Origin of the sequence: Pseudaquabacterium pictum, assembly GCF_005403045.1 — a bacterium.
Lineage (GTDB): Bacteria > Pseudomonadota > Gammaproteobacteria > Burkholderiales > Burkholderiaceae_C > Pseudaquabacterium > Pseudaquabacterium pictum.
The window spans coordinates 20536-37914 of record NZ_BJCL01000019.1 but is presented as its reverse complement, the minus strand read 5'-3'; the positions used below and the strand labels follow the sequence as shown (position 1 = coordinate 37914).

General features: G+C 71.0%; 21 protein-coding genes. 5 read left to right on the top strand and 16 right to left on the bottom strand.

Annotated elements, in window-relative coordinates:
- Positions 1-101: 101 nt before the first annotated feature.
- From FFT10_RS23985 to FFT10_RS23970, 4 genes are read right to left on the bottom strand one after another with little or no spacing between them, the layout of a single operon-like run.
- The gene (locus FFT10_RS23985; protein WP_137735418.1) at positions 102-371 is read right to left on the bottom strand and encodes an HPr family phosphocarrier protein; all 270 of its coding nucleotides are present in this window, start codon (positions 369-371) and stop codon (positions 102-104) included.
- Positions 340-789, bottom strand: a complete 450-nt coding sequence (locus FFT10_RS23980) for a PTS sugar transporter subunit IIA (protein WP_137735417.1) — start codon at positions 787-789, stop codon at positions 340-342. The genes FFT10_RS23985 and FFT10_RS23980 overlap by 32 nt, the downstream gene beginning before the upstream one ends.
- Before the next feature lie 28 nt (positions 790-817).
- Complete coding sequence (locus FFT10_RS23975; RefSeq protein WP_137735416.1) at positions 818-2068, bottom strand: MFS transporter; 1251 nt, start codon at positions 2066-2068, stop codon at positions 818-820.
- Positions 2065-2571 (bottom strand): hypothetical protein, encoded by a 507-nt coding sequence (locus FFT10_RS23970; protein WP_137735415.1) that lies wholly within the window; start codon positions 2569-2571, stop codon positions 2065-2067. The genes FFT10_RS23975 and FFT10_RS23970 overlap by 4 nt, the downstream gene beginning before the upstream one ends.
- Before the next feature lie 246 nt (positions 2572-2817).
- Here FFT10_RS23970 and FFT10_RS23960 point away from each other — a divergent pair, with 246 nt between their 5' ends.
- Entirely contained in the window at positions 2818-3945 is a 1128-nt protein-coding gene (locus FFT10_RS23960) for a hypothetical protein (RefSeq protein ID WP_154694101.1), read from the top strand.
- Positions 3946-3951: 6 nt separating this feature from the next.
- Here the strand turns inward: FFT10_RS23960 and FFT10_RS23955 are convergent, their stop codons facing one another.
- Positions 3952-4629 carry a DUF4197 domain-containing protein gene (locus tag FFT10_RS23955; RefSeq protein ID WP_137735412.1) on the bottom strand — a complete coding sequence of 226 codons (678 nt, stop codon included), beginning with the start codon at positions 4627-4629 and terminating at the stop codon, positions 3952-3954.
- 13 nt (positions 4630-4642) lie between these two features.
- On the opposite strand from FFT10_RS23955, the gene FFT10_RS23950 reads away from it, so the two are divergent.
- Entirely contained in the window at positions 4643-5158 is a 516-nt protein-coding gene (locus FFT10_RS23950) for a TlpA disulfide reductase family protein (protein WP_137735411.1), read from the top strand.
- Positions 5159-5180: 22 nt separating this feature from the next.
- Here the strand turns inward: FFT10_RS23950 and lipA are convergent, their stop codons facing one another.
- The 9 genes from lipA to FFT10_RS23905 form a co-directional block, all read right to left on the bottom strand.
- Positions 5181-6173, bottom strand: a complete 993-nt coding sequence (gene lipA / locus FFT10_RS23945; RefSeq protein WP_137735410.1) for a lipoyl synthase — start codon at positions 6171-6173, stop codon at positions 5181-5183.
- Positions 6174-6203: 30 nt separating this feature from the next.
- A complete protein-coding gene (gene lipB / locus FFT10_RS23940) occupies positions 6204-6872 on the bottom strand; it encodes a lipoyl(octanoyl) transferase LipB (protein WP_137735409.1) in 669 nt (222 codons plus the stop codon).
- A 23-nt stretch (positions 6873-6895) separates the two neighbouring features.
- On the bottom strand, positions 6896-7183 hold the full coding sequence (locus FFT10_RS23935) for a DUF493 family protein (protein ID WP_228027282.1): 288 nt from the start codon (positions 7181-7183) through the stop codon (positions 6896-6898).
- A gap of 17 nt (positions 7184-7200) precedes the next feature.
- The gene (locus tag FFT10_RS23930; RefSeq protein ID WP_137735408.1) at positions 7201-8082 is read right to left on the bottom strand and encodes a D-amino acid aminotransferase; all 882 of its coding nucleotides are present in this window, start codon (positions 8080-8082) and stop codon (positions 7201-7203) included.
- 66 nt (positions 8083-8148) lie between these two features.
- Positions 8149-9312 carry a D-alanyl-D-alanine carboxypeptidase family protein gene (locus tag FFT10_RS23925; protein ID WP_137735407.1) on the bottom strand — a complete coding sequence of 388 codons (1164 nt, stop codon included), beginning with the start codon at positions 9310-9312 and terminating at the stop codon, positions 8149-8151.
- Positions 9312-9959, bottom strand: coding sequence for an alpha/beta hydrolase (locus FFT10_RS23920; protein ID WP_137735406.1), 648 nt, complete (start codon positions 9957-9959; stop codon positions 9312-9314). Before FFT10_RS23920 ends, FFT10_RS23925 begins: the two co-directional genes overlap by 1 nt.
- Positions 9960-9972: 13 nt before the next feature.
- Entirely contained in the window at positions 9973-10299 is a 327-nt protein-coding gene (locus tag FFT10_RS23915; protein ID WP_137735405.1) for a (2Fe-2S) ferredoxin domain-containing protein, read from the bottom strand.
- Positions 10300-10352: 53 nt separating this feature from the next.
- On the bottom strand, positions 10353-11450 hold the full coding sequence (locus tag FFT10_RS23910) for a VanZ family protein (protein WP_228027281.1): 1098 nt from the start codon (positions 11448-11450) through the stop codon (positions 10353-10355).
- A gap of 37 nt (positions 11451-11487) precedes the next feature.
- On the bottom strand, positions 11488-11928 hold the full coding sequence (locus FFT10_RS23905) for a CopD family protein (protein WP_137735403.1): 441 nt from the start codon (positions 11926-11928) through the stop codon (positions 11488-11490).
- 317 nt (positions 11929-12245) lie between these two features.
- Here FFT10_RS23905 and hemB point away from each other — a divergent pair, with 317 nt between their 5' ends.
- A complete protein-coding gene (hemB, locus tag FFT10_RS23900; RefSeq protein WP_137735402.1) occupies positions 12246-13256 on the top strand; it encodes a porphobilinogen synthase in 1011 nt (336 codons plus the stop codon).
- Here hemB and ybeY read toward each other — a convergent pair whose 3' ends face one another.
- Both ybeY and FFT10_RS23890 read right to left on the bottom strand, forming a co-directional pair.
- Positions 13257-13700 carry an rRNA maturation RNase YbeY gene (gene ybeY / locus FFT10_RS23895; protein ID WP_137735457.1) on the bottom strand — a complete coding sequence of 148 codons (444 nt, stop codon included), beginning with the start codon at positions 13698-13700 and terminating at the stop codon, positions 13257-13259.
- A complete protein-coding gene (locus FFT10_RS23890) occupies positions 13700-14689 on the bottom strand; it encodes a PhoH family protein (RefSeq protein ID WP_137735401.1) in 990 nt (329 codons plus the stop codon). Before FFT10_RS23890 ends, ybeY begins: the two co-directional genes overlap by 1 nt.
- A gap of 92 nt (positions 14690-14781) precedes the next feature.
- On the opposite strand from FFT10_RS23890, the gene FFT10_RS28670 reads away from it, so the two are divergent.
- Positions 14782-16665, top strand: a complete 1884-nt coding sequence (locus tag FFT10_RS28670; protein ID WP_137735400.1) for a sensor histidine kinase — start codon at positions 14782-14784, stop codon at positions 16663-16665.
- Positions 16666-16720: 55 nt separating this feature from the next.
- Positions 16721-17368, top strand: coding sequence for a response regulator (locus tag FFT10_RS23880; RefSeq protein WP_137735399.1), 648 nt, complete (start codon positions 16721-16723; stop codon positions 17366-17368).
- The last annotated feature ends 11 nt before the right edge of the window (positions 17369-17379 follow it).

The following is a 17379-nucleotide window of genomic DNA, read 5'->3' as shown; positions in this document are numbered from 1 at the left end:
CTTTAGCAGTGCCCCTGCACGGCCGCGCAGTGCGAACCCGAGGGGGCGTGAAGACCCTGATGCCACTGCCGCCAGACGGGCCGCACGTGGCGGGTCACGGGCTACTGCCCCTCGCCGAACTTGTCGTTGATCAAGGCCAGCAAGGCGTCCATCGCCGCCTGCTCGTCAGCGCCGTCGGTCTCCAGCTCGACCTCGCTGCCCAGCCCGGCGGCCAGCATCATCACGCCCATGATGCTCTTGGCGTTGATGCGGCGGCCGTTGCGGGCCATGTGCACCTCGCAGGCAAAACTGCCGGCCAGCTTGGTGAGCTTGGCCGACGCGCGGGCATGCAGGCCCAGCTTATTGCTGATGGTGACGGTCGTTCGGATCATGGCTGGCGGGCTTCTGGGCCTGGTTCTGGGGTCGGGTGACAGCCACCGGCATCACGCCCTGGGTGGCACCGGCCAGCGCCAGGGCCACCATGTCGTCCAGCGGCTTCTGGCGGTAGTTGAGCGCACGCCACAGCATCGGCACGTTGACGCCGGCCACCACCCGCACGCCGGGCTGCTCCGCCAACTGGCGGGCGATGTTGCAGGGCGTGGCGCCGAACACGTCGGTGAGGATCAGGGTTTCGGCGGCGCCCATGGCAGCCAGGCGCTGCGTGGCTTCGGCCAGCGCGTCCTCGGCTGTGGCCGCCGGCGGCACGTCGTAGACAGCCAATGCCTGCGCCGCCTCGGGAAAGGTGTGCAGCGCGGCGGCGCGCAGCGCGCTGGCCAGCGGTGCGTGGGCGATGATGAAGAGGCCGGTCATGGCAGGGTGGGCATGGCGCGGGCCATTATCAGCGTGCGGCCTGCCAGGCCGGCGCATCGGCCTGGCGCCGCCGGCAGGCGTGCAGCCACAGGAACGACAACAGGCATGCCACCGCGAAGCCGGCAAACGCCGCCTGGTAGGCCGGCACCACGCCCCAGCCGGCGGCCCGCAGCGCGTCGATGCCCAGGCCAATGCCCCACTGCAGCACGAACACGCCGCTGAAGATCACCAGGTTGAAGGCCGACAGCGCGCGGCCGGCCAGCGCCGCCGGGAACACCTGCGCCACGGCCGGCTGCGACAGCGAGACCACGCTGGTGCACACGCACCACAGCGCCCAGGCCACGGCACCGGCCTGCGGGCCCAGCCAGACGATGCCGCCCAGCAGCAGCACGCCCACCGGCCACACCCGGGCGATCAGCCGCTCGCCGGCCCAGCCGGCGCGGATGAGCCGGGGCATCACCAGGCCCCAGCAGAAGAAGGCGGCCAGCATCGCCAGATTGACCAGGAACAGCCCCTGCGCCGCCTGGGCCGGTGTGCGGCCCCCCACCTGGGTGAGCCAGGGCCCGATCCACAGCGACTGCAGCGCGATCAGCCCGCCGTAGGCGAAGAAGCCCAGCGGCGCCACCCGCAGGAAGGCAGGGTGGCTGAACACCTGGCGGTAGCCTCCAGCCTGCCCCGCGCCGCCCGCGGCCTGGGCTGCCGGGGCATCGCGTGGCACCAGCAGCGCCACGCCGGCCATGGCCACCGCCAGGCAGATGGCCACGGCAACGAACAGGCCGCGCCAGCCCAGCACCGGCAGCAGCCACTGCACCGGAACGGTGGATGCCAGCATGCCCAGCGAGCCGGTCATCAGCATCCAGGAATTGGCGCGCAACTGCGCCCCGGCCGAAAAGTGGTGGCGAAAGCAGGTCAGCGGCGCCATCAGGCAGGCCGACACGCCGACGCCGATCAGCAGCCGGGCCAGCAGCAACTGCGGCAACGTGCCGGCCGCCGCAAAGGCCGCACAGCCCAACACCGCCACGGCCAGAAAGGCCAGCAGCACCCTGCGCGGCCCCCAGCGGTCGAGCGCGCTGCCCAGCGGCAGCTGCATCAACGCGAAGCCCAGGAAGTAAGCACCGGCCAGCAGGCCCAGCTGGCCGGCTGCCAGGCCGAGTTCGGCGCTGAACACCGGCGCCAGCGTGGCGGTGACCGCCCGCAGCAGCGCCGAGAAGAAGTACACCACCGCGAAGGCACCGAAGATGGCCAGCGCGCGGCGCAGGCCCGCGGGCGCACCGGTCATGGCAAGACCTTCAGGCCATCGAAGAACGGGCCGGCCCGGGCCTCGTCCGCCTGCGGCCCGATCACCGCCGCCTGGAAGACCCGGGTGCCGTGGGCAAACACCTGCACCTGCTCGGCCACTGCCTGGCCATCGGGCAGCCGGCCCTGCAGGCGCCAGCGTCGGGCACCGGGGTTCGGCGTCATGCCCGGCACGGCCGCAGCCTGCTCGGCCAGCACCTGGCCCTGTACGTTGGCCTGCGCCGCGCGCCCCAGTGCCTGCAGCACCGCCCCCACGGCAGCCGGGTCACCGAGGTCGGCGGAGGCCAGCGCGAAGGTGTGGCCGTCGGTGGTGCAGGCGAGCATGGTCAGCACCAGGGCCTGGCCGGCCAGCGACACCCGCCGCTGCTGGCTGGCGGGCTTGCAGGGCAGCGCCGCCGACAACGACCAGCCTTCGGGCTGGAGCTGGCGCCAGTCCAGCGCGGCCGAACAGCCGCCCAGCAGCGCCAGGGCCAGCAACCCGGCCAAGCGCCGGCCACACCACCGCACGCCGGCCTGGCGCACCCTCCCTCGGCCGCAGCCCATGAGAACTTGAGACATCGCTGCAATTATCCCGGCCGGAACCGTGCAAGGGTGCCGTGATGCTTGTCACATGCGGCGAACTGACCGTCCGCAGACCGCTTGTTGCGGGGATTGCGCACGGCAACATGCTGGCACGCGCCACCGCCGCCAACCGGCGCCGCGCCCACCATGTTGCTGGACACACGGATCACCATGCCCACCCCGCCATCTCCGCTGCCCCGGCCGGCTGCCCCGGCATCGGCCGCCCCCACGCTTGGCGAGGTGGTCGCCCGCATCGGCGCCGAGGTGTCGGCACCGCTGACCACGGCCCTGGAGCGGGTGGTCGCGCTGGCCAGCACCGGCCGCATCGACCGCCACGGCCTGCAGGCGCTGCGCACCGAGATCGACGGCGCCCGCCGCGTCGGCCTGCGCGGCCAGCAGATCGCGCGCCTGGCCGGTGGTGAGGTGCGACAGAGCGTGGAACGTCTGGACCTGGCGCAGAGCCTGCGCGGCGTGCTGGCCGGCCAGTCGTTGCACGGCAACGGCGATGCCATCGCCGTGCCGCCAGCGCCCACCCGCGCCGAGGTGCTGTGCGACGCCAGCCTGCTGCACACGCTGCTGGACGCGGCTGCCAGCTGGAGCAGCGCCCTGGCCTGCAACCAGGTGGACTGGCGCATCGACGTGAAGCCGTGGCCGGTGCGGGCGCGCGTGCTGTGCCGCTTTGCCCACCGCCCGGCCGACAACGTCAGCGGCCAGGCGCCCACCGGTGAGCCCGACCTGTCGCTGGACACGCTGGACTGGCTGCTGATGCGCTACACCGCGCACCTGGCCGGCGTGCTGGTGCAGCGGCAGGACGGCCCCAGCCACACCCAGCTGACGCTGGAGTTCCTGAACACCGTCAATGGCACGATGGAAGGCGCGGCCGCCGTGGACCTGGTGGCGTCGGCTGACAGCGGCGCCACGTCGATCGCCGGCTGCCAGCTGCTGGTGCTGGCGTCGCAGCGGCCGACGCGCCAGCGCCTGCGCGAGGCCGTGCAGGGCCAGGACCTGCTGATCGACCATGTCTCCACCGTGGCCGACGCCGCGCAGTACTGCCAGGACGGCGCGCCGCATGCGCTGCTCTATGAATCCGCCTTCCAGGGCGAGGGCCTGTCGGCGCTGCTGGCCGATCTGGGCCGCAACGCGCCCAGCGTGGTGCTGGTGGAAGTGCTGCCCGAGGGACAGGACTGCGAGATGAGCGCAGCCGGCACCAACCCGGTCACCCGGCTGGGCATCGATGCCCTGCGCAACATGCTGGTGCCGGTGCTGTTGCTGGAGATGGGCCGCGGCGGCACGGCCTGAGGCCGATCAGCCGCCGAACACCTTGCGGAGGATCGCGCTGCCGGTGCCCACCGGATCCTTGCGGATCTTGCGTTCCTCTTCGCCGATGATCAGGTAGAGGCCGTCCAGGCTCTTGCCGGTGACATAGCGCTGGATGTTGGCGTCGTCGCCCTTGAGCAGGCCCAGCTTGGCCGCCTTGCCTGCCACGGCATTGAACTTCTCGGCCAGCGCCACCTTCTCGGTGGCACGGGTGACGATGGGCAGGAACTGCTCACCGAGCGGCGCGCGTGTCTTGCGGGCGAAGAAATCGGTGACCGAGGTGTCGCCGCCGCGCACGATCTTCACTGCGTCGTCCACCGACATCGACTTGGCGGTGTTCACCAGCAGGGTGCGGGCCTGCGGCACCGCTGCCTCGGCGGCGCGGTTCATCGCGGTGACGAGTTCGTCGACCTTCTTCTGGCCGCCGGTGGCCTTCAGCAGCTTGGCGGCATCGTTGAGGAAGCCGGGCAGCGGGATGCGCACCTTGGGGTTGCCGAGGAAGCCGTCGCTGCGGCCGAGCAGATCGACCGCGGCATTCGCCCCGCGCTCCAGCGCGCTGCGCACGCCCAGCGCGGCATCGGATTCATTGAACCCGGCGGCCCGGATCGGGTCCACCAACACCACGCCGGTGAAGAACACCCCGGACGTAAACTCTCTGCGTTGCATTGAAGGTCCCCTCATGTCCCTGTCACGCCGCCATCTTGCCACTGCCGCGATGCTGGCCGCGGCCGCAGCCGCCGGCTGGCTCGCCTTCGGCCGCAGCGCCACCCACGAGCCGGCGCCGCAGGTGAACTACACCTTGCTGGACGGCCAGAAGCTCAGCACCGACACGCTCAAGGGCCAGGTGGTGCTGGTGAACTTCTGGGCCACCAGCTGCACCACCTGCGTGGCCGAGATGCCCGAGATCATGGCCACCCACGAGAAGTACAAGAGCCGGGGCTACCAGACGGTGGCCGTGGCCATGGCCTACGACCCGCCGGCCTATGTGTCGAACTTCGCACAGACCCGCAAGCTGCCGTTCGGCGTGGCCATCGACAACACCGGCGACATCGCCAAGGGCTTCGGCGACATCAAGCTGACGCCCACCACCTTCCTGATCAACAAGCGCGGCGAGATCGTCAAGCGTTACGTGGGCACGCCGGATTTCGAGGCGCTGCACACGCTGGTGGAAAAGCTGCTGGCCGAGAAGGCCTGACCGGCTGCTGCCGGCCCGGCGCTCACACGCTGGCGGCCACGCCCGCGCCGGCGGCCTGCTGGTCGGCGTGGTAGCTGCTGCGCACCATCGCGCCCACGGCGGCGTGGCTGAAGCCCATCTTCTGCGCCTCGGCCTCGAACATCTTGAAGGTGTCGGGGTGCACGTAGCGGCGCACCGGCAGGTGGTGGCCGCTGGGGGCCAGGTACTGGCCGATGGTGAGCATGTCGATGTCATGCGCACGCATGTCGCGCATCACCTGCAGGATCTCCTCATCCGTCTCGCCCAGGCCGACCATGATGCCGCTCTTGGTGGGGATGTGCGGGAACAGCGCCTTGAACTTCTTCAGCAGGTTCAGGCTGAAGGCGTAGTCGCTGCCGGGGCGCGCTTCCTTGTACAGGCGCGGCGCGGTCTCCAGGTTGTGGTTCATCACATCGGGCGGCGCGGCCTTCAGGATCTCGAGTGCGCGGTCGTCGCGGCCGCGGAAATCGGGCACCAGGATCTCGATGCGGGTGGCGGGCGACTGTTCACGCACCTGGCGGATGCATTCGACGAAGTGGCCGGCGCCGCCGTCGCGCAGGTCGTCGCGGTCGACGCTGGTGATGACCACGTACTTGAGCTTCAGCGCAGCGATGGTCTTGGCCAGGTTGGCCGGCTCGTTCACGTCCAGCGGGTCGGGCCGGCCGTGGCCCACGTCGCAGAACGGGCAGCGCCGGGTGCACTTGTCACCCATGATCATGAAGGTGGCGGTGCCGTGGCCGAAGCATTCGCCGATGTTCGGGCAGCTGGCTTCCTCGCACACGGTGTGCAGCTTGTGCTCGCGCAGGATCTGCTTGATCTCGTAGAAGCGGGTGCTGGGGCTGCCGGCCTTGACGCGGATCCAGTCGGGCTTCTTCAGCGTCTCGGCGGCCACCACCTTGATGGGGATGCGCGCGGTCTTGGCCTGCGCCTTCTGCTTGGCGGTGGCGTCGTAGCTGGCGGCGGGCTGGGCCTCGCGGGTGGTGTTGTCGGTCGACATGGCAATGCGGGCCCGCAGGCGTTGGATGCGTCAGGGCGTGAGCTGCGCGGCCAGGCGGCTGCCCAGCTGCTGCGCCACCGTCGCCCAGTCGGTGGAAACCCCGAGTCTAGCGAGGTCGACTGTCTGCAGCCCTGCGTAACCACACGGATTGATTCCGCCGAAGGGCGTCAGATCCATGTCGACATTCAGCGCCACACCGTGGTAGGTGCAGTGCCGGCTGACCTTGATGCCCAGCGCGGCCACCTTGCCCAGTCCGGCAAAAGCGTCGCCGCCGGGCGCCGGGCCGGTGAGCCGGGCGTGGCTGCCGGGGTCGGCCAGCCGCACATAGATGCCGGGCGCGCCGGCCACCCGGTGGCCGGTGACCTGGTGCGCTTCCAGCACCTTGATCACCGCATTCTCCAGCCGGTAGACGTATTCCTTGACGTAGATGCCCAGCCGCTTCAGGTCGACCAGCGGGTAGGCCACCACCTGGCCGGGGCCGTGGTAGGTGACCTGGCCGCCGCGGTTGGTGGGCACCACCGGAATGGCGCCGGCGTCCAGCAGGTGCTCGGCCTTGCCGGCCAGGCCCTGGGTGTAGACCGGATCGTGTTCGACCAGCCACAGCTCGTCGGGCGTGGCGTCGGTGCGTGCCTCGGTGAAGGCGCGCATCGCGTCCACCGTGGGCGCGTAGGGCTGGCGGCCCAGGTTGCGGATCAGCATGCCGCCGACTGCTGGTGGTGGCGCTACAGCACCACCTTGACCATCGGGTGGGTGCTGAGCGTGCGGTACAGCTCGTCCAGCATCTCCCGGCTGGTGGCGGTGACGGTCAGCGTCAGCCCCAGGTACTTGCCGCTGCTGCTGGGGCGTTGCTCCACCGTGCCGGCGTCGAAGCCCGGGTCGAACTGGCGGGCCACCGCCACCATCGCCTCCAGGTAGCCGGGCACCTGGGCGCCCATCACCTTGATCGGGAAGGCGCTGGGGTAGGTGATCAGCGATTGCTCGGGCGGGACGGGAGGCAGGTCAGTGGCCATGGTGGAGAGTTGGGGGCTCAGACCGACTGTTCAAGCTTGGCGCGCTGGTAGGCCTCGTACAACCGCGCGTACACCGGGCCGGGCTTGCCGCGCAGTGCGCCGTGGCCCACCGGCTCGCCATCCAGCCGGGTGATCGGCAGCACCTCCTTGGTGGCCGAGGTGAGGATCAGCTCGTCGGCCGCACGCACGTCGCTCTCGGCGATGGGGCGCAGGTTGTAGGCGATGCCGACCTCGGCGCACAGCTCGGCCAGCAGGTCGTAGCGGATGCCCTCCAGCACATGGCCGCTCTTGGGCGTGCCCAACAGCGCGCCTTCATGCACCACCCAGACATTGCTGCTGGAGGCCTCGGTCAGCCAGCCGTCGCGGAACAGCACCGTCTCCACCGCGCCCTGGTCGGCCGAGATCTGCCGCGCCAGCACGTTGCCCAGCAGCGACACGCTCTTGATGTCGCCGCGCTCCCAGCGGAAATCCCGCGCGGTGACGCAGGCCACGCCGTGGTGGCGCTGCTCGGCCGACGGCGGCTTCATCGGGTTGGTCATGACGAAGACCGTGGGCGTCAGGCCCTCGGGCATGACATGGTCGCGCGGCGCCACGCCGCGGGTGATCTCGATGTAGACCAGCTGGTCATCGGCCGGCTGGGTGGCCACCAGCTCACGCGCCAGGGCCAGCCAGCCGTCGCGGCTGTGCGGGTTGGGGATGCGCAGCTTGGCCAGGCCGCGCTCCAGCCGGGCCATGTGCTCGGCGAAGCGGAAGCAGCGCCGGCCGTAGACCGGGATCACCTCGTAGAGGCCGTCACCGAAGATGAAGCCCCGGTCCAGCACCGAGATCTTGGCCTCGCGCAGCGGCAGCAGCTCGCCATTGAGGTGGCACAGGGCGTCGGGCAGCACGGGGGCGGGCATGGCGGGCCTTTCAGGATGCGGGCGTTGCCAGCTTAGCGGAACGGCCCGCGACCGCCTCGATGCAGATCACTTGATCCACAGGCGGATCGAATCCCAGGCGCGGCCCAGCAGGCCGGCCTCGGGCACCGCCTGCAGCACCACCAGCGGCACGCTGGCCAGCTTGGTGCCGGTGGCGGTGGTCACGTCGATGGTGCCGACCTTCTGGCCCTGGGTGAGCGGGGCCACCAGCGGATCGGTGCGGGCCACCGCCGTCTTGAGCTTGTCGCCCTCGCCCTTCGGCACGGTGACCAGCAGCGGTGCCTGGGCACCGAGTGCGGCGGTGGGCGCCTGGCCCTTCCACACCGGCACGCTGGCCACCGGCTTGCCGCCGTCGAACAGGCGCACCGCGTCCCAGGCGGTGTAGCCCCAGTTCAGCAGCTTCTGGCTCTCGCCGGCGCGGGCCTCGCGCGAGGCGGTGCCCATCACCACGCTGATCAGGCGGCGCTTGCCGTTGGGAAACTCGCGCTGCGCACTGGCCACCAGGCAGTACCCGGCGGCCTCGGTGTAGCCGGTCTTCATGCCGTCGACGGCCGGATCGCGCCCCAGCAGCATGTTGCGGTTGTCCTGCTTGATGCTGTTGAAGCTGTAGTTGCGCAGCGCGTAGTAGCTGGCGTAGTACTCGGGGAAGTCACGCACGATGCGCGCGGCGATCACCGCCAGATCCCGGGCGCTGCTGTAGTGGCCGGGCTCGGTCAGGCCGGTCACGTTCTTGAACTGGGTGTTCTTCAGGCCCCAGGCCTGGGCCTGGCGGTTCATCATGCCGACGAAGCCGTCCAGGCTGCCGCCCACGCCCTCGGCCAGGGCCACCGCCGCATCATTGCCGGAGACGGCGATCATGCCGCGCAGCAGCTCATCCACCTTCGGCGTCATCTTCGGGTCGATGAACATCAGCGAGCCGCCGCCCTTGCGCTCGGACCAGGCGCGCACCGACACCGGCAGCGTCTGCTCCAGCGTCAGCTTCTTGGCCTTGAGCGCATCGAACACCAGCCAGGCGGTCATCAGCTTGGTCAGCGAGGCCGGGTCGGCCTGCACATCGGCCTGGCGCTCGGCCAGCACCTGGTCGCTCTGCACATCCAGCAGCAGGTAGGCCTTGGCGGCCACCTCGGGCGGCACGGGGGCCTGGGCCAGCGCGGGCAGCAAGGGGGCACAGGCCAGCAACAGGGCCAGCAACTTCGGCAGCAGTCGGTTCATCAGGATCCGGAAGAGAGAGAGGGAGCGTGCCAGGCCTGCACGATCTGCTGTTTCAGCAGTGGCAGTTGGCCGTGGAAGAAATGGCCGACGCCGGGCAGCACCACCACCGGCAGCACCTGCGGGCGGGCCCAGTCCAGCGTGGACGCGAGCGGCACCACGTCGTCGGACTCGCCGTGCACCAGCACGGTGTCCGGCGCCACCGCGGCCGGCATCGGAAAGCGGCTGGTGGCCGGAGCGATCAGCACCAGGCGCTCGACCGGCGTGCCGGCAGCCTGCAGGCGGTCGGCCGCCTGGGCGGCGACAAAGCCGCCGAAGGAGAAACCGCCCAGGGCCAGCGGCAGGCCGGGATGTGCGGCCCGCTCGGCGGCGATGACGGCCAGCGCATCGTCGATCTCGCCACGGCCTTCGTCCCAGTCGCCGGCCGAGCCGCCGACGCCGCGGAAGTTGAAGCGCACCGCGCGGTAGCCCAGTTGCAGGAAGGCGCGCGCCAGCGTCTGCACCACCTTGTTGTCCAGCGTGCCGCCGAACTGCGGGTGCGGATGGCACAGCACCACCGTGCCGCGCGGCGCGCCGGCGGGCCCATCGGTGGCGCATTCCAGCGCGCCGGCGGGGCCGGCGATGCTGCTGCGCTCGGTGTCCTGCTTCATGCCGGCAGTGCGCTCATCGGCCCACGTCGGGCGGCAGGCGCAGGCGCTCGACCGGCTTGCCCTGCTTCAGGTGGGATTCGACGATCTCGTCGATGTCGGTGTTGTCGACGAAGGTGTACCAGGTCTCGTCGGGGTAGACCACGGCCACCGGGCCGCCGGCACAGCGGTCCAGGCAACCGGCCTTGTTCACCCGCACCCCACCCACCCCGGCCAGCCCGGCGGCCTTGACCGTCTGCTTGCAGTGGTCGAAGCCGGCCTGCGCCGCATGGTCGGCGCAGCAGGCGTCGCCCTTGCTGCGCTGGTTCAGGCAGAAGAAGATGTGGTGCTTGTAATAGCTCATGGGAGCAGGATTGTAGAGAGCGGGCGGGGAAACCCTGGGCCGGCGGGGGCCGGTCAGCGCCGCCCGGCGCGGGCCAGCAGCCAGACCATGGCCGCATACGGCCACAGCCAGCCCAGCCACTGCGCCACGCCGTGGAAGCGCACGAAGCGGCCCTGTTCCCAGCCCTGCAGGCTGTCGGCAAAGTACGGATCGGTGGGTGCGCCATGCACCAGCACCACCAGGCCGCTGAGCGCCACCAGGGCCAGCGCGCCGGCCGTGCGCGGCCGCAGCCACAGGCCGGCCAGCGCCAGCATCAGCGCCACGCCCATGGCCGCCAGCGTGCCGGGGGTGCGCCAGGCCAGCGCATGGTCGGGGCCGAAGTTCAGCACCGTCGACAGCGTCGTGGCGCCCACCGCCATCACCGCCGCGCCCAGGGCCAGGCCCAGCCGCCGCCAGCCCGGCCGCGCCGCGGCAAAGGCCAGCAGGCAGGGCGACAGCAGGCCCAGCATCACCGCCATGGCCTCGGCCTGGGGCGACAGCGCCGGCTGCGCGGCCAGCGAAGGCACCAGCCAGTCGGCCACTGGCTGGGCCCAGGGCACATCGGCCAGCAGGCCGGCCAGGCCATCGCGGAGCACCTCACCCACCTGGCCCAGGCCCAGCGGCACCGGGGTGGGGAACAGCAGCGCCACTGGCCACAGCACCAGCAGCGCCAGCGCGCCGGCATTGCCGTGCTCCAGCCAGCGGTCGCGCGCGGCCTGCCAGCGCCGCAGCCCGCCCAGCGCCTGCGCGGCCCAGGCCAGCAGCGCGCCCAGCGTGGCGCCGGCGGTGTTCAGCACCCAGTCCAGCAGCGACGGCACCCGCGGCGGCAGCATCTGCTGGGTGACCTCCATCGCATACGACAGTCCGGCGCCCAGCAGCACGCCCAGGGCCAGCGCCGCCAGCGGCCCGCGGCCGTGGCGCAGCGGCGCCAGCGTGCCCAGCGCGCCCAGCGGCGCGTAGGCCAGCAGGTTGCCGGTGATGTCGAAGGGGATGAAGTACTGCGGCCAGGGCAGGCGCGGCAGCTGCCAGACCGGCATGCCCGGCGGCCAGCGCCAGCCCTCGAACGGGAACAGGCTGGCGTAGACGATCAGCCCGGCCCAGGCCCAGGCCAGCGGCACGGCCGAACTGCGCACGCTGGATGACGCGGCCCGCAATGCTGGGCGCTCCGCGCTAGAACGGCTTGACGACAGCGAGCACCACGATGCCGATGAACAGCAGCACCGACACCTCGTTGAACACCCGGAACCAGCGGTGGCTGCGCTGGTTGGCCGATTGCTCGAAGCGGCGCAGGTGGGCGCGGCAGACATGCTGGTAGCCGATCACCACCACCACCAGGGCCAGCTTGGCATGCAGCCAGCCGCTGCCGGCGAAGCGCCCGGCGCCGTAGCCCAGCCACAGCCAGGCGCCCAGGGCCAGCGCCACCAGCATCAGGATGTTCGCGAACCGGTACAGCTTGCGGCCCATCAGCAGCAGGCGCTCCCGCTCGGCATGGCTGTCGGGCGGCACCATCGCCAGGTTGACCAGGATGCGCGGCAGGTAGAACAGCCCGGCGAACCAGCTGGAGACGAAGACGATGTGGAAGGCCTGGATCCACAGGTAGGCGGAGCTCATGCGTGCATTATCACGATGGCCGCCGCCGGCCCGGACCACCCAACGGCCTCGTTGAGCGGCAGGACAAAAAAGAACCCCAGCCACGAGGGCTGGGGCGGCAAGCCTTGTCGCTGTCATCACGCCAAGGCACCTGCTCAGGGAGGAAAAGCAGGGAGCAGCCACCTCGCGGCGACCGCCCGTAGCGATATTAGCAGATCGGCCTCCTGCGCCAAGCAGGACCGGCGCTGCGCTCCCGCCGCGTGTCATGCTGGCGACGGCTGCCCCCGCGTGTCAGCCGAGAATGACACAACCGACACTGTCACAGGAGCGTTGACGCCATGGCCCTGCCCCCCCTGCCCGCCTTTCCGGCCAGCCGCCCGCGCCGCCTGCGCCGCGACGCCTTCACCCGCGCCCTGGTGCGCGAGCACCACCTGCATGCCAGCGACCTGATCCTGCCGGTGTTCGTGCACGACGGCCACGACCGCGTGCAGGACGTGCCCAGCATGCCCGGCGTGCAGCGCCTGTCGATCGACCGCCTGATGGGCCTGGCCGAGCAGTGCGTGCAATTGGGCGTGCCGGTGATCGCGCTGTTCCCGGTGATCGACTCCGCGCTGAAGACACCCGACGGCCGCGAGGCCACCAACCCCGACGGCCTGGTGCCGCGCACGGTGCGCGCGCTGAAGGCCAACTTCCCGCAACTGGGCGTGCTGTGCGACGTGGCACTCGACCCATTCACCAGCCACGGCCAGGACGGCCTGCTGGACGAGACCGGCTACATCCTGAACGACGCCACCGTGGCGGTGCTGACCAAGCAGGCCCTGGTGCAGGCCGATGCCGGCGTGGACATCGTGGCGCCCAGCGACATGATGGACGGCCGCATCGGCGCCATCCGCGGCGCGCTGGAAGGCGCGGGCCACATCCACACCCGCATCATGGCCTACAGCGCCAAGTACGCCAGCGCCTTCTACGGCCCCTTCCGCGATGCGGTGGGCTCGGCCGCCAACCTGGGCAAGAGCGACAAGAAGGCCTACCAGATGGACCCCGGCAACAGCGACGAGGCACTGCGCGAAGTGGGCCTGGACATCGCCGAAGGCGCCGACATGGTGATGGTCAAGCCCGGCATGCCGTACCTGGACATCGTGCGCCGGGTGAAGGATGAATTCCGCGTGCCGACCTTCGCTTACCAGGTGAGCGGCGAGTACGCGATGCTGAAGGCCGCCGCCGCCAACGGCTGGCTGGACGGCGACGCGGTGATGATGGAGAGCCTGCTGGCCTTCAAGCGCGCCGGCGCCGACGGCGTGCTGACCTACTTCGCGCTGGATGCAGCGCGCAAGCTCAAGCAGGGCTGATCAGCGGGCGTAAGGGTCGTGCAGTCCGAGGCCCAGCAAGATCGCGGTCTCGCGGGCTTCCATCGCTTCGGCCTCGGCATCGTCTTCATGGTCCAACCCCTGCGCATGCAGGGCGCCATGCACCAGCAGGTGGGCGGCATGGTCGGCCACGGGCAGGCCCAGCTCGGCCGCCTCGCGCTGCAGCACGCCGGTGGCCAGCACCAGGTCGGCCACCACCACCGGCGCATGCTGGTAGTCGAAGGTGAGCACGTTGGTGGCGTGGTCCTTGGCACGGAAGTCGTGGTTCAGCTGCCGGCCTTCCTCGTCGGCGACGAAGCGCACGGTGATCTCGGCCGGCGCGTCCAGCGCGGCGCACAGCCAGCGCTGCACGCTGTGCCGCGGCAGCAGCGGGCGCAGCGTGGGGTCGGCAAACTGCAACGACAGTTGAAGATCGGCGCGGCGGATCACGGCTTTTTCCCCGCACCACCCGCCGCGTCATAGGCCTCGACGATGCGCGCCACCAGCGGGTGGCGCACCACGTCGGCCGAGCTGAAGTGGCTGAAGGCGATGCCCCGCACGCCCCGCAGCACCGCTGCCGCGTCGATCAGCCCGCTGGCGCTGCCCTTGGGCAGGTCGACCTGGCTCACGTCGCCCGTCACCACCGCCCGGCTGCCGAAGCCGATGCGGGTGAGGAACATCTTCATCTGCTCCGGCGTGGTGTTCTGCGCCTCGTCGAGGATGACGAAGGCATGGTTGAGCGTGCGCCCGCGCATGAAGGCCAGCGGCGCGATCTCCAGCAGGCCCTTCTCGAAGGCGGCCTGCACCCGGTCGAAGCCCATCAGGTCATAGAGCGCGTCGTACAGCGGCCGCAGGTAGGGGTCGACCTTCTGCGACAGGTCGCCGGGCAGGAAGCCCAGCCGCTCGCCGGCCTCCACCGCCGGGCGGGTGAGGATGATGCGCTGCACGCCGCTGCGCTCCAGCGCATCCACCGCGCAGGCCACCGCCAGGTAGGTCTTGCCGGTGCCGGCCGGGCCGATGCCGAAGGTGATGTCGTGGCTGAGGATGTGGTGCAGGTACTGCACCTGGTTGGGCGTGCGGCCGCGCAGGTCGGTGCGCCGGGTGTGCAGGCTGATCGCCTCGGCGCCGGGCGGCAGCGGCGGGCCATCTGCACCGGCTGCGGCGGGCGATGCGGCCAGCGCGCTGCGCGCCTCCACCAGCGCCAGCTGCAGGGTCTCGGGCGCGATCGGCCGGGCCGCCCGCTCGTACAGGCTCTGCAGCAGGGCCAGGGCCCGCGTGGCCTCGGCGCGGCCGCCTTCGACCCGGAAGGCCGACTCGCGCCGGCTGATGCGCACCGCCAGCGCCGCCTCGATGCTGCGCAGGTGCGCATCGAAGGCGCCGCTCAGATGCGCCAGGCGGGTGTTGTCGGTGGGTTCGAAGACATGGCGCAGGATCACGGTGGTGGCCGCCGGCAGGCGCGGGTGTGGAGGGCTGGGCCGCGGATTCTCCGCCGATTGGCCCGCCGGTGCATCCCGCACAATCGTCCGCCATGCCCGTGACCTCCCTGCCCGTCTGCCGGCCCTGGACCCTGCTGCGGCCCATGCTGTGGGCCATCGGCCTGGCGTTGCTGCTGGCCGGCACCGCCGGCGCGGCGCCGGTGCAGTGGCTGACCCAGGCCCGCATGCTGCCGCTGACTGCCGGCACGCCCGACTGGCAGCTGGCCCAGCCGGTGCAGCTGCCCGACGACTGGGCCACCAGCCGGCCGGCCGCCCACGGCGTGGTGGCCTACCGGCTGGACCTGCCGGCGCCGGCGGGCGGCAGCGCGCAGCTCTACGGCCTGGCGGTCGAGCGGGCCTGCAGCGTGCTGGCGGTGTGGCTGAACGGCCAGATGATCCACGAGGGCGGCCGCTTCGACGAGCCGGTGTCCCGCCAGTGCCACCGGCCGCAGATGGTGGCCGTGCCGGCCGCCCTGCTGCAGCCGCAGGGCAATGTGCTGGAGCTGCGCATCCGCGGCTACCCGCTGGCCGAGGTCAGCTCGCGCCAGCGGGCGGGCGGGCTGTCGGCGGTGGCCTTCGGCGCCTACGACACCGTGGCCGCCTGGCATGCGCGGCAGCTGCTGTTCGCGATCCGCCTGCCCGAGGTGCTGAGCGGCGCCCTGGTGCTGATGGGCAGCTTCATGTTCGTGATGGGCTGGTTCAACCGGACGCAGAGCTACCTGGCCTACTTCGGCGCGCTGATGGTGGGCTGGTCGCTGCTGCTGGCGCGGCTGTGGGCCAGCGACCTGCCGGTGGCCAACGGCACGGCCGAGCTGGCGCTGGCCGCGCTGATGGCCTTCATCACCCTGGCCACGGTACAGTTCCTGATGCGCTATGCCGGCCACCGCCTGCGCTGGCTGGACGTGGCCCTGCCGGCGCAGTGCCTGCTCATGCCGGCCACGCTGCTGGCGCTGGGGCCGCAGCGGCTGCACATGGCCTCGGGCGTCTGGTACGTGGCGCTGTCGGCCCAGGCGCTGGCGGCAGCCGTGTTCTACCTGGTGCAGGCAAGGCGCCAGCGCAGCCGCCTGGTGTGGCCGATGGCCGCGCTGCTGGGCGTGGTGGCGGTGTCGCTGCTGGTGGAGCTGATCGCGCTGGGCTGGCGGCTGGACAACCGGGTGGTGCATGTGGCGCAGTTGCTGCCCGCGCTGGGCTTCCTGGCGCTGGGCCTGCGCCTGGTGCAGCAGTACGGCCGCGCCTTCCAGACCGCCGAACAGACCCGCGCCGAGCTGGAAGTGCGCATCCGCGAGGCCACCGCGCAGATCGAGCGCAACTTCGCCCAGCTGTCGGAGCTGAAGGTCGAGCAGGTGACCGACCGCGAGCGCAAGCGCATTGCCGCCGACCTGCACGACGACCTCGGCGCCAAGCTGCTGACCATCGTGCACACCAGCGACAACGAGCGCATCAGCACGCTCGCGCGCGAGGCGCTGGAGGAGATGCGGCTGTCGGTGCGCGGCCTCACCGGCAAGCCGGTGAAGCTGCTGGACGCGCTGGGCGACTGGCGCGCCGAGGTGGTGATGCGGCTGCAGCAGTCAGGCGTGCAGGGCGAGTGGAGCGCGCCGTCGGACGACGAGGTGCCGCAGACGCTGTCCTCGCGCGCCTATGTGCAGACCACCCGCATCCTGCGCGAGGCGGTGAGCAACATCATCAAGCACAGCGGCGCCTCGCAGTGCAGCGTGCGGTGCACCATCGACAACGGCGACTTCCAGCTGGTGGTGCAGGACAACGGCAAGGGCATCCCCACCGAGCTGGACGGCCGGCTGGACAAGGGCCACGGCATGGCCAGCATGAAGGGCCGCGCCAAGCAGCTGCAGGGCCAGTGCCTGGTCGAATCGGGCCCGGGCTATGGAACCGTGATACGCCTCACGTTGCCGCTGGAACAGCACACCACGGCGCGCTAGCCCGCTGCTAGCATCGATCGGGTGCGGCTTGCGTGCCGCGATCGACTGGTTTGCCATGAACAACATCCTGCTGCTCGAAGACCTGCCCGAGATCCGCGCCTGGCTCAAGAGCCTGGTGCTGCAGGTCTTCCCGCATGCCCGCATCACCGAGTGCTCGCGGGTGCAGGATGCGCTGCTGCAGGTGCAGAGCCTGCGCTTCGACCTGGCCCTGTGCGACCTGGGCCTGCCCGACGGCAGCGGCACCGACGTGGTGGCCAAGCTGCGCGATGTGCAGCCCGAGGCGCAGAGCGTGGTGGTCACCATCCACGACGACGACGAGCACCTGTTCCCCGCGCTGCAGGCCGGCGCCTACGGCTACATCCTGAAGGAGCAGTCGCGCGAGCTGATCACCGAGCAGCTGCAGCGCATCAGCCAGGGTGAACCACCGCTGTCGCCGTCGATCGCCCGCAAGGTGATCAAGTACTTCGCCAGCCAGAACCTGCCGCAGACCAATGCGATGCCCGCCGTGTCGCTGACCGAGCGCGAAAGCGAAGTGCTGCTGCGCGTGGCCAAGGGCTTCACCCTGCCCGAGATCGGCGTGCAGCTGGGCCTGAGCCGGCACACCATCGCCGACTACGTGAAGCAGATCTACCGCAAGCTCAACGTGAGCTCGCGCGCCGAGGCCGCGCTGGAAGCACAGCGGCTGGGGCTGTTCCGCCGGTAGCGGACAATCGC